The sequence below is a fragment of the Streptomyces sp. NPDC045470 genome, from assembly GCF_040646595.1.
Lineage (GTDB): Bacteria > Actinomycetota > Actinomycetes > Streptomycetales > Streptomycetaceae > Streptomyces.
Window position 1 is genome coordinate 898,985 of sequence record NZ_JBEZAN010000002.1, and the last position, 13,157, is coordinate 912,141.

10 protein-coding genes are annotated in these 13,157 nt (G+C 72.0%); 9 read left to right on the forward strand and 1 reads right to left on the reverse strand.

What is annotated here, in order from left to right:
• Positions 1-33: 33 nt before the first annotated feature.
• The 3 genes from AB0A97_RS10310 (at position 34) to AB0A97_RS10320 (ending at position 4,551) form a co-directional block, all read left to right on the forward strand.
• Complete coding sequence (locus AB0A97_RS10310) at positions 34-717, forward strand: class I SAM-dependent methyltransferase (RefSeq protein WP_361147179.1); 684 nt, start codon at positions 34-36, stop codon at positions 715-717.
• A gap of 47 nt (positions 718-764) precedes the next feature.
• The gene (locus tag AB0A97_RS10315) at positions 765-2,924 is read left to right on the forward strand and encodes a SpoIIE family protein phosphatase (RefSeq protein WP_361147182.1); all 2,160 of its coding nucleotides are present in this window, start codon (positions 765-767) and stop codon (positions 2,922-2,924) included.
• A gap of 163 nt (positions 2,925-3,087) precedes the next feature.
• Positions 3,088-4,551, forward strand: coding sequence for a catalase (locus AB0A97_RS10320; protein WP_361147185.1), 1,464 nt, complete (start codon positions 3,088-3,090; stop codon positions 4,549-4,551).
• An 84-nt stretch (positions 4,552-4,635) separates the two neighbouring features.
• On the opposite strand, the gene AB0A97_RS10325 is transcribed toward AB0A97_RS10320, so the two are convergent.
• The gene (locus AB0A97_RS10325) at positions 4,636-6,885 is read right to left on the reverse strand and encodes a transglycosylase domain-containing protein (protein ID WP_361147188.1); all 2,250 of its coding nucleotides are present in this window, start codon (positions 6,883-6,885) and stop codon (positions 4,636-4,638) included.
• A 303-nt stretch (positions 6,886-7,188) separates the two neighbouring features.
• Between AB0A97_RS10325 and AB0A97_RS10330 the strand changes: the two genes are divergently transcribed.
• The 6 genes from AB0A97_RS10330 (at position 7,189) to AB0A97_RS10355 (ending at position 13,147) form a co-directional block, all read left to right on the forward strand.
• Complete coding sequence (locus AB0A97_RS10330; protein ID WP_361147191.1) at positions 7,189-8,166, forward strand: SPFH domain-containing protein; 978 nt, start codon at positions 7,189-7,191, stop codon at positions 8,164-8,166.
• Positions 8,163-8,510 carry a hypothetical protein gene (locus AB0A97_RS10335; protein WP_361147193.1) on the forward strand — a complete coding sequence of 116 codons (348 nt, stop codon included), beginning with the start codon at positions 8,163-8,165 and terminating at the stop codon, positions 8,508-8,510. Before AB0A97_RS10330 ends, AB0A97_RS10335 begins: the two co-directional genes overlap by 4 nt.
• A 217-nt stretch (positions 8,511-8,727) precedes the next feature.
• On the forward strand, positions 8,728-9,414 hold the full coding sequence (locus AB0A97_RS10340; RefSeq protein ID WP_361147196.1) for an ABC transporter ATP-binding protein: 687 nt from the start codon (positions 8,728-8,730) through the stop codon (positions 9,412-9,414).
• A complete protein-coding gene (locus AB0A97_RS10345; RefSeq protein ID WP_361147199.1) occupies positions 9,411-11,828 on the forward strand; it encodes an ABC transporter permease in 2,418 nt (805 codons plus the stop codon). Before AB0A97_RS10340 ends, AB0A97_RS10345 begins: the two co-directional genes overlap by 4 nt.
• Positions 11,829-11,936: 108 nt before the next feature.
• On the forward strand, positions 11,937-12,461 hold the full coding sequence (locus AB0A97_RS10350) for a PadR family transcriptional regulator (protein WP_030020700.1): 525 nt from the start codon (positions 11,937-11,939) through the stop codon (positions 12,459-12,461).
• Entirely contained in the window at positions 12,458-13,147 is a 690-nt protein-coding gene (locus AB0A97_RS10355) for an ABC transporter ATP-binding protein (RefSeq protein ID WP_361147203.1), read from the forward strand. Before AB0A97_RS10350 ends, AB0A97_RS10355 begins: the two co-directional genes overlap by 4 nt.
• Positions 13,148-13,157 lie beyond the last annotated feature (10 nt).

The window sequence follows — 13,157 nt, forward strand, 5'->3', positions numbered from 1 at the left end:
GAACTTGACCGCGGTCGCAGGAGAGGCGAGGTCGTGAGCGCTGAAGGCTACGACGGATACGAGGGCCTGAACCGGTTAGTCCTGGACCGGGCGGGGCAGGCGGAGGCGTTCGACGCGATCGGCGACCGGTACGACGAGGCCTTCCCGCACAAGGAAGGGCAGCTCGCGGCCGCCGCACGGCTCGTGGCCGCCTTGCCGCCCGGGTCGCGGGTGCTGGACGTCGGCTGCGGCACGGGCCTGCCGACGGCCCGTCAGCTCACGGACGCGGGGCACACGGTCGTCGGTGTGGACCTCTCCCCCTCGATGGTCGCGCTGGCCCGCGACAACGTCCCCGCGGCCCGCTTCCACCAGTTGGACATCGCCGACCTGCGCGACGGCCGGCTCGGCGGTCCGGGTTCCTTCGACGGTGCCGTAGCCTTCTTCTCGCTGCTGATGCTGCCACGCGCGGAGATTCCGTACACCCTGCGGATGCTGCACACCCTGCTGAAGCCCGGCGGGCTGCTGGCCCTGTCCATGGTCGAAGCCGAGCTGGACGACTGCCCGATCCCGTTCCTGGGCAGCACGATCCGGGTATCGGGTTACCTGCGGGACGACTTGCGCCAGGTCGTGCACGACGCGGGCTTCGAAGTCACCGGGGAGGACTCGTATGCGTATGCCCCGGCCAGTACGGACACCCCACCCGAGTTCCAGCTCTTCCTGCACCTGCGACGCGCTTGAGACGCGGCGCGCCACGCGCGCAGCCCCGGACGGATGGAATCCCACGCGTGACGGAGCACCCGACCTCCCACGAACCGCGGCAGGCCGCCCCGCCTGCCGCGTCCTCGGCGACCCCGCACCAGGGCCGACCCGAGCCGGCGCCGTGCACCGCGGCCGCCGATCCCCGCGGTCTTCCGGGGCAGTCCCCGGCCGGCGGACCGGCCGAGGTGGCTGACATGTCGGCCGCCGCGCCGCGCGGTGACGATTCTTCTGCGTGCGCCGCGGACGGCGGCCGGGCGGACGCCGGGGCCGGGCGGTCCCGGCCACGCCCCGAGGAGAGGCCCGGGGTCCCGCCGCCCGCCGCGCCGCACGGCGTGCCGGTGGAGTCCGGCGCCCGCGGCGGGGCGGCCGGGCGCGCCCCCGAGCAGGCCGGCGGCCCGGACGCGCCGCCCGCGCGCTCCGCGCACCCGGCACAGCCCGCCGAGAGCGTCGAGCTGCTGGCGGCGCGTCAGGCGGGCGGCGACCGGCTGCGGTTCATCGGCGCGGCGACCCGGCGGATCGCCCGCGGCATAGACCTCGACGAGATCGTGCTGGGGCTGTGCCGGGCGACGGTGCCGACGTTCGCCGACGCGATCCTGGTCTATCTGCGCGACCCGCTGCCGGTGGGCGACGAGCGGCCGACCGGCCCGGTGGTGCTGCGGCTGCGCCGTACCGACCGGATTCCCGAGGAGCCGGACACCAACGGCGGGCGGCTGCCGATGCTGCCCGCGCAGCCGGACCTGAGCCCCGCGATGGGCGGCAGCGCGGCGGAGCTGTCCGAGGTGCTGCCGGGCGGGCCGCTGGCGGAGGTGCTGCGCGGCGTACGGCCGCTGTTCGGCGAGGTGCAGGCGGCGCGTGCCGCGCTGCCGGAGCTGCTCGGCCCGCTCACCCACCTGCCCGCCGGGCACCGGGTGATCCTGGCGCCGCTGCGCGGCCGCCGCCGGGTGATCGGCGCCGCGGTGTTCCTGCGCCGCCCGGACCGCCCGGCCTTCGAGGCGGACGACCTGCTGGTGGCGGCGCAGTTGGCGACGCACACGGCGCTGGGTGTCGACAAGGCGGTGCTGTACGGGCGCGAGGCGTACATCGCCGACGCGTTGCAGCGCACGATGCTGCCGGACTCGCTGCCGCAGCCCACCGGTGTACGGCTGGCCAGCCGCTATCTGCCCGCCGCGGAGACGGCGCGGGTCGGCGGCGACTGGTACGACGCGATCCCGTTGCCCGGCAGCCGGGTGGCGCTGGTCGTCGGTGACGTGATGGGCCACTCCATGACGTCCGCGGCGATCATGGGCCAGCTGCGCACCACCGCGCAGACCCTCGCGGGGCTGGACCTGCCGCCGCAGGAGGTGCTGCACCACCTCGACGAGCAGGCGCAGCGGCTCGGTTCGGACCGGATGGCGACCTGCCTGTACGCGGTCTACGACCCGGTGGCGCACCGCATCATGGTCGCCAACGCCGGGCATCCGCCGCCCGTGATGCTGCACCGCGGCGGGCGCGCGGAGGTGCTGCGGGTGCCGCCGGGCGCGCCGATCGGCGTCGGCGGGGTGGACTTCGAGGCGGTGGAGCTGGACGCGCCGGCGGGCGCCACGCTCGTGCTGTACACGGACGGCCTGGTGGAGTCCCGTATCCGGGACGTGTGGACCGGCATCGAGCAGCTCCGGGAGCGGCTGACGGAGACGGCCCGGCTGACCGGGCCCAACCCGCCGCCGCTGGAGCCGCTGTGCGACGAGGTGCTGGACATGCTCGGCCCCGGCGACCGGGACGACGACATCGCGCTGCTCGCGGCCCGCTTCGACGGCATCGCGCCGAGCGACGTCGCGTACTGGTACCTGGACCCGAAGGCGCAGACGGCCGGGCAGGCACGCCGGCTGGCCCGCCGGGCGCTGTCCCGGTGGGGTCTGGAGGAGCTGACCGACCCGCTGGAGCTGCTGGTCAGCGAGGTGGTGACGAACGCGGTGCGGTATGCGGAGCGGCCGATCACGCTGCGGCTGCTGCGGACGGACGTGCTGCGCTGCGAGGTCGGTGACGACGTGCCGCAACTGCCCCGGCTGCGCCAGGCCCGGCCGTCCGACGAGGGCGGGCGCGGTCTGTACCTGGTCAACCGGATGGCCCGGCGCTGGGGCGCGACGCGGCTGAGCACGGGCAAGGTGGTGTGGTTCGAGCTGTCGATGCCGTTCGGGGGCGCTCCCTAGACAGGGGTTTCCGTACGCGGCCGCCGGGGCGTCACGAGGCGCTCCGGCGGCCGGACTTCGTCTCGAACCGGACGGCGTCCAACGGTTGCCGACACCGCGTCGGCGGAGTTGACTTCTGGGGTGCGAAGGGACTGACGACCCCACCACCGGGAGGCGCTCCGCCATGACCAGCTCCGCGCACGACGTCCCGCGTACGACGACCAACGCCGGCGTCCCGGTCGAGAGTGACGAGTACTCGCTCTCGGTGGGGTCCGACGGTCCGCTGCTGCTCCAGGACCACTACCTCATCGAGAAGATGGCCCAGTTCAACCGGGAGCGGGTGCCCGAGCGGGTGGTGCACGCCAAGGGCAGTGGCGCGTACGGGTTCTTCGAGGTGACGAACGACGTCAGCCAGTTCACCAAGGCGGACCTCTTCCAGCCGGGCCGGCGCACCGAGATGCTGGCCCGCTTCTCGACGGTCGCGGGCGAGCAGGGCTCGCCGGACACCTGGCGCGACCCGCGCGGCTTCGCGCTGAAGTTCTACACCGAGTACGGCAACTACGACCTGGTCGGGAACAACACGCCGGTCTTCTTCGTGCGGGACCCGAGCAAGTTCCAGGACTTCATCCGGTCGCAGAAGCGCCGTCCGGACAGCGGGGTGCGCGACCACGACATGCAGTGGGACTTCTGGACGCTGTCGCCCGAGTCGGCGCACATGGTCACCTGGCTGATGGGCGACCGCGGCATCCCGAAGACGTACCGGCACATGAACGGCTACAGCTCGCACACGTACATGTGGGTCAACGGCGGCGGCGAGCGGTTCTGGATCAAGTACCACATCAAGACCGACCAGGGCATCGACTTCCTCACCCAGGAGGAGGCCGACCGGCTGGCGGGCGAGGACGGCGATCTGCACCGCCGCGACCTGTACGAGTCGATCGCGGCCGGTGACGCGCCCTCGTGGACCATGTACGTCCAGGTGATGCCGTTCGACGACGCGCCGGACTACCGCTTCAACCCGTTCGACCTGACCAAGGTGTGGCCGCACGGCGACTACCCGCTGACCGAGGTCGGCCGGATGACGCTGGACCGCAATCCCGAGGACTTCTTCGTCCACATCGAGCAGGCGGCCTTCGAGCCGTCCAACATGGTGCCGGGCATCGGCCCGTCGCCGGACAAGATGCTGCTGGGCCGGCTGTTCTCGTACCCGGACACCCACCGCTACCGCATCGGCCCGAACTACACGCAGCTCCCGCCCAACCGTCCGCACTCGACGGTCAGCTCGTACGCGAAGGACGGCCCGATGCGGTACGAGCCGTCCCGTACGGCGGCGGTGTACGCGCCGAACTCGTACGGCGGCCCGGCGGCCGACACGCAGAACTTCGGCGACCCGGCGGGCTGGCACGCGGCGGGCGAGATGGTGCGCGAGGCGTACAAGCTGCGCCGCGACGACGACGACTGGAGTCAGGCGGGCACCCAGGTGCGGCAGGTGCTGGACGACGCGGCGCGAGCCCGACTGGTGGACAACGTCGCCGGGCACCTGTCGAAGGGCGTGAGCCGCCCGGTGCTGCTGCGCGCCCTGCAGTACTGGCGCAACGTGGACAAGGCGCTCGGCGACCGGATCGCCGCGCGGTTCAACGGCGGCTGAGCCGGAGCGCCGCCGGCGGGACGGAAACGGCCGTGGCCCCCACCGCTGCGGTGGGGGCCACGGCCGTCGGCGTCGGGCGCCGGATCAGTCCAGGTCGTCGAGGCCGGGCGGGCGGCCGTTGTTGCCGTTGCCGCCGCTGCCGGTGCTCGGGGAGACGGGCGGCGTCTCCGGGGGCGACGGCGTCCGGGACGGCGTGTGCGACGGGGTGCGCGACGGCGTCTGGGACGGCGTGTGCGACGGCGTCCGGCTCGGCGTGTGCGACGGGGTCTGGCTCGGCGTCTGGGACGGCGTGTGCGACGGGGTGTTGACCGGCGGCGGGGTGTTGGTCGGTGCGACTCCGGCGCCGAGGTCGGTCTCCAGGTCGAACTTGGCCCCGACGTCGTCGCCGATCGCCGCCGCGGTGTAGGCGGCCCAGACCTCGGCCGGGTAGCCGCCGCCGTTGACGCGGCCGCCGCCTCCGGTGCCCTTGAGCGAGACCTGCTTGCCGCCCTTGGCCTCCTCGCCGAACATGCCGACCGCGGTGACCAGCTTCGGCGTGTAGCCGACGAACCACGCCGACTTGTTGTCGTCGGAGGTGCCGGTCTTGCCGGCCGCCTGGTAGTCGGTGCCGCCGATCGCGGACTTGGCCGTACCGTCGTTGACCACACCGCGCAGTACGGAGGTGACGGTGTCGGCGGTCTCGCGGGTCAGTACCTGGGAGCCGATGGGGTCGGTCAGGTCGACGTCCTGCGCGCCGTGCTGAGCCTTGGCGACCAGGGCCGGTTCGACCTTCTTGCCGTGGTGGTCGAGCGTGGCGTAGGCGGCGGCCATCTGCAGCGGGCTGGCGCCCATGCTGCCGAGCGTCATCGCGGGCTGGACGTCCATCCGGCTGCCGTCCATGCCGAGGCTGACCGCGGTCTTCTTGACCGCGTCCAGGCCCACGTCGGCACCCATCTGCGCGAAGACGGAGTTGACGGAGTTGTTCGTCGCCTGCTGGACGCTGATCCGGCCGTACTCGCGCTCGTCCTCGTTCGGCGGGGCGAACGGCTTGATGCTGTTGACCACCGGGCGGCGGTTGCGGCCGTCGTAGACCGTGTCGGGGGTGATGGGCACCCCGGACTGGGTCTTGGCGTGGTTCTCCAGGGCGGAGGCGAAGATCAGCGGCTTGAACGTGGAGGCGGGCTGGAAGTCGGCCCGGGTGGCGTTGTTCGTGTAGTGCTGGGTGTAGCCCGCGCCGCCGTACATCGCCACGACGTGCCCGGTCTCGGGGTCGACCGAGACCGCACCGAGCTGGGCGTCCCGGTCCGCCTTGCGGAGGGTCGGCTTGAGGTCGTCGGTGAGCTTGGTCTTGACGGCCTTCTCCAGGTCCTGCTGCTTCTTCTTGTCGATGGCCAGGGTGATGGTCCAGCCGCCGGCGGCCAGTTCCTTCTCGTCGACGCCCCGGCGGATCAGCTCGTCGTCGGCGGCCTTGATGAAGTAGCCGACCTGGCCGGCCACACCGGGCAGCGGCTTGGGCTTGATGGGCTGCTGGAACGTCTGCTTCTGCCGGTCGGCGGCGTCGAGCCACTTCATCTCGACCATGTTGTTCAGCGTGTACGCCCAGCGCTCCTGCACCCGCTTCTTGCCGGCGTCGGAGGCGATCGCCCAGTCGTACTGGCTGGGGGCCTGGAGCAGGGAGGCCAGGTAGGCGCCCTGACTGACGGTCAGCTTGTCGACGTCCACGCCGTAGTACGCCTGGGCCGCCGCCTGGATGCCGTACGCGCCGCGGCCGTAGTAGCTGGTGTTCATGTACCCGGCGAGGATGTCTTCCTTGTCGAGCTTGTTGTCCACCTTGAGGGAGATGACGATCTCCTGGAGCTTGCGGCTGACCGTCTGCTCCTGGCTCAGGTAGTAGTTCTTGACGTACTGCTGGGTGATGGTCGAGCCACCCTGCTTGCCCTTGCCCCTGAGGGTGTTGAGGACGCCGCGCAGGGTGCCCTTCAGGTCGACGCCGGAGTCCTGGTAGAAGGTCTTGTTCTCGGCCGCGACGAAGGCGTGCTGGACGTGCTTGGGGATCTGGTCGATCTTGACGATCTCGCGGTTCACCGCCTTGTCCGCGCCCTTGCGGGCCACGACCGAGCCGTCGGCGTACTTGTAGACGTTGCTCTGGCTGGTGGCCTGGAAGTTCCCCTCGTCGGGGACGTCCACGTACAGGTACAGCCCGAGGAAACCGAGGATGCCCAGCAGGCACACGCCGAGGAAGGCCCCGAGAAGCTTCTTCCAGGTGAAGAAGCGGCGTACGCCGCCCTTCTTGCCCTTCGGCTTCGCCCGGCGCTTACGCCCTTGAGCCGCTCGCCTCGCGTCCGCTCGCCCCATCGCTCCCGCAACTCCAGTCGTTCCGCCCCCAATAACTCAGCTCACGAAGCTAACACCGCATCTGTCAGCAAATGCTCATCGATCAAGGCTTTTCCCGACGTGACAAAGAGCACCCGGACTGGGGGAACCGTCCCGCGAGGATGCCGTACCGAGGTGAGAACCTTCTTAAAGTGCTATCACTTTGCTAACCTGACGACAGCACATCGGGTCCGTACGGATCCGGCCACCGCGCCGACCACGCGGCGGCCCGGCACGGGCCACGAGGAACGTCACGAGAATCGTCACGAGAAACGGGGAGACGACATGTCCGACCAGACACCGCCCGGCGGCAACGACGGGACGGGCGGCGGCGCGCAGCTCGCGGCCGACGCCCCGCAGATGCCCCGCCCGCAGGTCCGCGAGACGGTGGCGCACAGCATCCCGGGCGGCCTGGGCCTGCTGCTCACCGTCCTCGGCGTGTTCGCCGGGCTGGGCATGATCATCGGTGGCGGTGTACTCGCCTCGGGCGGGAACCAGGCAGTGGGCGTGCCGCTGATCGTCGTCGGCGTCCTGCTGCTGGTGGGCTCGCTCTTCTGCATGACCGGCGTGAAGATGGTCGCCCCCGGCGAGGCCCGGGTCATCCAGCTCTTCGGCCGCTACGTCGGCACCATCCGTGAGGACGGTCTGCGCTGGGTGAACCCGCTGACCGGCGACCGCAAGATCTCCACCCGCGTCCGCAACCACGAGACCGCGGTCCTGAAGGTCAACGACGCGTACGGCAACCCCATCGAGCTGGCCTCCATCGTCGTGTGGCAGGTCGAGGACACCGCGCAGGCGCTGTTCGAGGTCGACGACTTCCTGGAGTTCGTCGCCACCCAGACCGAGGCGGCGGTACGGCACATCGCCATCGAGTACCCGTACGACGCGCACGACGAGAACGCGCTGTCGCTGCGCGGCAACGCCGAGGAGATCACCGAGAAGCTGGCCGTCGAACTGACCGCCCGGGTGCAGGCCGCGGGCGTACGGATCATCGAGTCCCGCTTCAGCCACCTCGCGTACGCGCCCGAGATCGCCTCGGCGATGCTCCAGCGGCAGCAGGCCGGCGCGGTCGTGGCGGCCCGCCAGCAGATCGTCGAGGGCGCGGTCGGCATGGTCGAGATGGCACTGGCCCGCATCAGCGAGCAGGACATCGTGGAACTGGACGAGGAGCGCAAGGCGGCCATGGTCAGCAACCTGATGGTGGTGCTGTGCGGCGACCGGGCCGCCCAGCCCGTACTGAACACCGGGTCCCTCTACCAGTGAGCGAGGGCGGCTCCCAGGACGCGCCCCGGGACGCTTCCGGGGCCGCCGGACCCGCGGACGGCGACCAGGCGCCGAAGCGGCGGGCGCAGCGGCGCAAGCAGATGCTGCTGCGGCTCGACCCGCTGGTCCACGACGCGCTCGCCCGCTGGGCCGACGACGAGCTGCGCAGCGCCAACGCCCAGGTGGAGTTCCTGCTGCGGAAGGCCCTGGCGGACGCGGGGCGGCTGCCGAAGGGCGCGGGCGGGCTGCCGCGCCGGGGGCGGCCGCCGAAGGCCGCCGGGCCGCGGGACGCGGCGGGCGGCAGCGCGCCGGAGCCGCCGGAGGCGGGCGGTCCGGGCGGGTGAGAACGGGGAGTGCCGGAGGTCCGGTCCGCACGCGGGCCGGGCCTCCGGCTGCTCATCGCGTCGGTATACACCACAGGTATACACGCCATGTAGAGTGGCGCTGACGTCCTGCGGGAGCGCCCTGGGAGCCGTGTCCGGCACCCGCCCGCTCCCCGTCGGCGGTGCCCCGGCCCCGCCGCCCGCACCACCCCCTGTCCGCACTTCCGGAGGCCCTCGTATGACCCCGGCCGGTTCCCTGCTCAAGGCCAGCGCGCTGTACAAGGCGTACGGCTCGACCAACGCGCTCGACGGCGCCGAGTTCTCCATCCACCCCGGCGAGGTCGTCGCCGTCATGGGCCCCTCCGGCTCCGGCAAGTCGACCCTGCTGCACTGCCTGGCCGGGATCGTCCGCCCGGACTCCGGCAGCGTCCTCTACGGCTCGCGCGACCTGACGCAGATGAGCGACGCCCAGCGCAGTGCCCTGCGGCGCGCCGACTTCGGCTTCGTCTTCCAGTTCGGACAGCTCGTCCCCGAACTGACCTGCCTGGAGAACGTGGCCCTGCCGCTGCGCCTGAACGGCACCAAGCGCAAGGAGGCCGAGCAGCGGTCCCAGGAGTGGCTGGAGCGGCTGGAGGTCGGCGCGGTGGCGGCCAAGCGGCCCGGCGAGGTCTCCGGCGGCCAGGGCCAGCGCGTCGCGGTGGCCCGCGCACTCGCCGCCCGGCCGCGGGTGATCTTCGCCGACGAGCCCACCGGCGCCCTCGACTCCCTCAACGGCGAACGCGTGATGACCCTGCTGACCGACGCCGCCCGGGACACCAACGCCGCCGTCGTCCTGGTCACCCACGAGGCCCGGGTCGCCGCCTACTCCGACCGCGAGATCGTCGTCCGCGACGGCCAGGCCCGGGAAATGGCGGGCACCGTATGACCGCCGTCGACCACCGCCCCGGCCCCACGGGCCAGGAGGAGTCCCGGGCCAAGGCCCCGGCCGGGCTCGCCGTCTGGTTCCGCGACCTCGTCATGGGGATGCGCTTCGCCGTCGGCAGCGGCCGCGAGGGCTGGACCCGTACGCTGCTGACCGCCGTCGGCGTCGGCCTGGGTGTGGCCCTGCTGCTGGGCGCCTCCTCCGTACCGAGCCTGCTGGGCAACCGCTCCGAGCGGAGCAACGCGCGCAACATCGAATTCAGGGAGCAGCAGGCGCAGCGCTCCGACAGCTCCTTCCTGTTCCACCGCGTGGGCTCCAAGTTCCGCGACAAGAGTGTGGACGGCGTCCTGCTGCGTCCGGAGGGCAGCCACCCCGCACTGCCGCCCGGCGTGGACAAGGTGCCCGGGCCGGGCGAGATGGTCGTCTCCCCCTCGCTGAAGGAGCTGCTGGACTCCCCGGACGGCAAGCTGCTGGACGACCGGCTCCCGTACCGCGTGGTCGGCACCATCGGCGAAGCGGGCCTGATCGGCCCCAGCGAGCACTTCTACTACGCGGGCAGCGACCGGCTCTCCCCGAAGGACAGCGGTACCAACCGCGCCTCCGCCTACGGATGGCAGATCCAGTCCCCCGGCATGGGCCCTATCCTGCTGGTCCTGATCCTGATCGGCTGCGTCGTCCTGCTGATGCCGGTGGCCATCTTCATCGCCACCGCCGTCCGCTTCGGCGGCGAGCGCCGCGACCGGCGGCTGGCCGCGCTGCGCCTGGTGGGCGCGGACAACCACATGGCGCGCCGGATCGCCGCCGGGGAGGCCCTGCTCGGCTCGCTGTTCGGGCTGGCCGTCGGCGCCGGGCTCTTCCTGTTCGGCCGGCAGTTCATCGGCGCGGTCGACATCAGCAGCCTCAACGCCTTCCCCACCGACCTGTCGCCGGTCCCCGCCCTGGCCGTCCTGATCCTGCTGGCCGTACCGGCGTCGGCGGTCGTCGTCACGCTCCTGGCGCTGCGCGGCATCGCCATCGAGCCACTGGGCGTCGTCCGCAGCGCGGTGCCGCGCCGTCGGCGCCTGTGGTGGCGGCTGCCGATCCCGCTCGTCGGGCTGGCCCTGCTGGCGGTGTTCGGGACGGTCGACAAGAAGACGGAGTCCATCAACTCGTACGCGATCGGCGGCGGCGCGGCGCTGACGCTGCTGGGCCTGACCATGCTGCTGCCCTGGCTGGTGGAGGCGGTCGTGGCGCGTTTCAAGGGCGGCCCGGTCCCCTGGCAGCTTGCCGCCCGCCGGCTCCAGCTGAGCAGCAGCAGCGCGGCCCGCGCGGTCAGCGGCATCACGGTCGCCGTGGCCGGTGCCATCGCCCTGCAGTTGCTCTTCACCGCGGTCGGGGACGACTACACCAAGGAAACCGGACAGGACACCTCCCGTGCGCAGATGCAGGTCATGCTGCCCGCCCGGGACGGTGCCACGACGCAGAAGATGATCGCCGCGTTCGAGCGGACCGAGGGCGTCAGCGGTGTCATCGCCACCGTCGGATCGCGGGTCGCCAGCCCCGGCCCGGAGCGCGGGGAGGGCGGCTATCCGCTGAACACCTCGCTCACGGTCGGCACCTGCGAGACGTTGCAGGAGGTCAGCCGGCCGGGCCCGTGCAAGGACGGTGACGTCTTCGTGATCAAGGGCACCGGCCCCGGCGCGTTCGAGGACGAGGACCTGCCCAAGGTCGTCCGTCCCGGTGCCCAGGTGCTGCTCAACGGCTTCGACGACGACGGCAAGATCAAGGGGAAGCCCCGCCGGTGGGCCCTGCCCCGGACGATCCGCCCCGTCCAGGGCCGGCCCGACCCGACGGGCGAGCACGCCACCGGTCTGTTCGCCACCATGGGCGCGGTCGACATCAAGAAGCTGGACGAGCCCACGGCCAGGGCCATGGTGCGGCTGGACCCGTCCGTCCCGGACGCCGCCGAGTACGTCCGGAACACCGCGGCCCGTTTCGACGTGACGGCCAACGTCTTCCAGCTCATGGAGACCACCGACGACCGGCGCTTCGTCAGCGTGCGCAACGGCCTGCTGATCGCCTCCGTCGCCACCATGACGCTGATCGCCGCCAGCATGCTGGTCACCTCTCTGGAGCAGTTGCGCGAACGCCGCCGCCTGCTCTCGGTCCTGGTGGCCTTCGGCACCCGGCGCGGCACCCTCGCCTGGTCCGTGCTGTGGCAGACCGCCGTCCCGATGGTCCTCGGTCTGGCACTCGCGGTGGCCGGCGGCCTCGGGCTCGGTCTGGTGCTGCAGGGCCTGGCGGACAAGACCGGCGTCGCGTGGTCGACGGTATGGCCGCTGCCCCTGTTCGGTGCCGGTCTGATCCTGCTCGTGACGCTGCTCAGCATGCCGCCGCTGTGGCGCATGATGCGCGCGGACGGGCTGCGTACGGAGTGATACGGCGCCACCGGCGTCCCGGGGTCCGCGCGACGGGCCCCGGGGCACCGGCGGCCTGTACACGACGCGTATACACCACGGCTGTAGCGACGAAGTAAGGTGGTCGGCATGTCAATCGGTCATACGCTTCTGGGCCTCCTGGAGTCCGGGCCCCGCCATGGCTACGACCTGAAGCGGGCGTTCGACGAGCACTTCGGCCACGACCGCCCGCTGCACTACGGACAGGTCTACTCGACCATGTCCCGCCTGCTGAAGAACGGCCTCGTCGAGGTCGACGGCGTCGAGGCGGGCGCGGGCCCGGAGCGCAAGCGCTACGCCATCACGGACGCCGGCGTCACCGACGTCGCCCAGTGGCTGGCCCGCCCCGAGAAGCCCGAACCGTACCTCCAGTCCACGCTCTACACGAAGGTGGTGCTGGCCCTGCTCACCGAGCGGGACGCCGCCGAGCTGCTCGACACCCAGCGCACCGAGCACCTGCGCCTGATGCGCGGCCTGACCGAGCGCAAGCGCAAGGGCGACCTCGCCGACCAGCTCATCTGCGACCACGCCCTGTTCCACCTGGAGGCCGACCTGCGCTGGCTGGAGCTGACGGCCGCCCGCCTGGACAAGCTCGCCGCGGTGATCGGCCGGTGACGCCCGCGGGTTCGCTGCTGGCCGCCGAGGCCCTGCACAAGTCGTTCGGACAGACCCAGGCGCTGGACGGGGTGGACTTCTCCATCCACCCCGGCGAGGTCGTCGCCGTCATGGGCCCCTCCGGCTCCGGCAAGTCGACCCTGCTGCACTGCCTGGCGGGCATCGTCCTGCCGGACTCCGGCAGTGTCCGCTACGGCGACCACGAGGTGACGGAGATGAACGACGCCCAGCGCAGCGCCCTGCGCCGCGCCGACTTCGGCTTCGTCTTCCAGTTCGGACAGCTCGTCCCCGAACTGACCTGCCTGGAGAACGTCGCCCTGCCGCTGCGCCTGAACGGCACCAAGCGCAAGGAGGCCGAGCGGCACGCCCGCGAGTGGCTGGAGCGCCTGGAGGTCGAGGACACCGAGGGCAAGCGGCCCGGCGAGGTCTCCGGCGGCCAGGGCCAGCGCGTCGCGGTGGCCCGCGCACTCGCCGCCCGCCCCCGGGTGATCTTCGCCGACGAACCCACCGGCGCCCTCGACTCCCTCAACGGCGAACGCGTGATGACCCTGCTGACCGACGCCGCCCGGGACACCAACGCCGCCGTCGTCCTGGTCACCCACGAATCCCGGGTCGCCGCCTACTCCGACCGCGAGATCGTCGTCCGCGACGGCAAGGTGAAGGACATGCTGGCGGGCCTGCGGTGAGTTCGCCCGA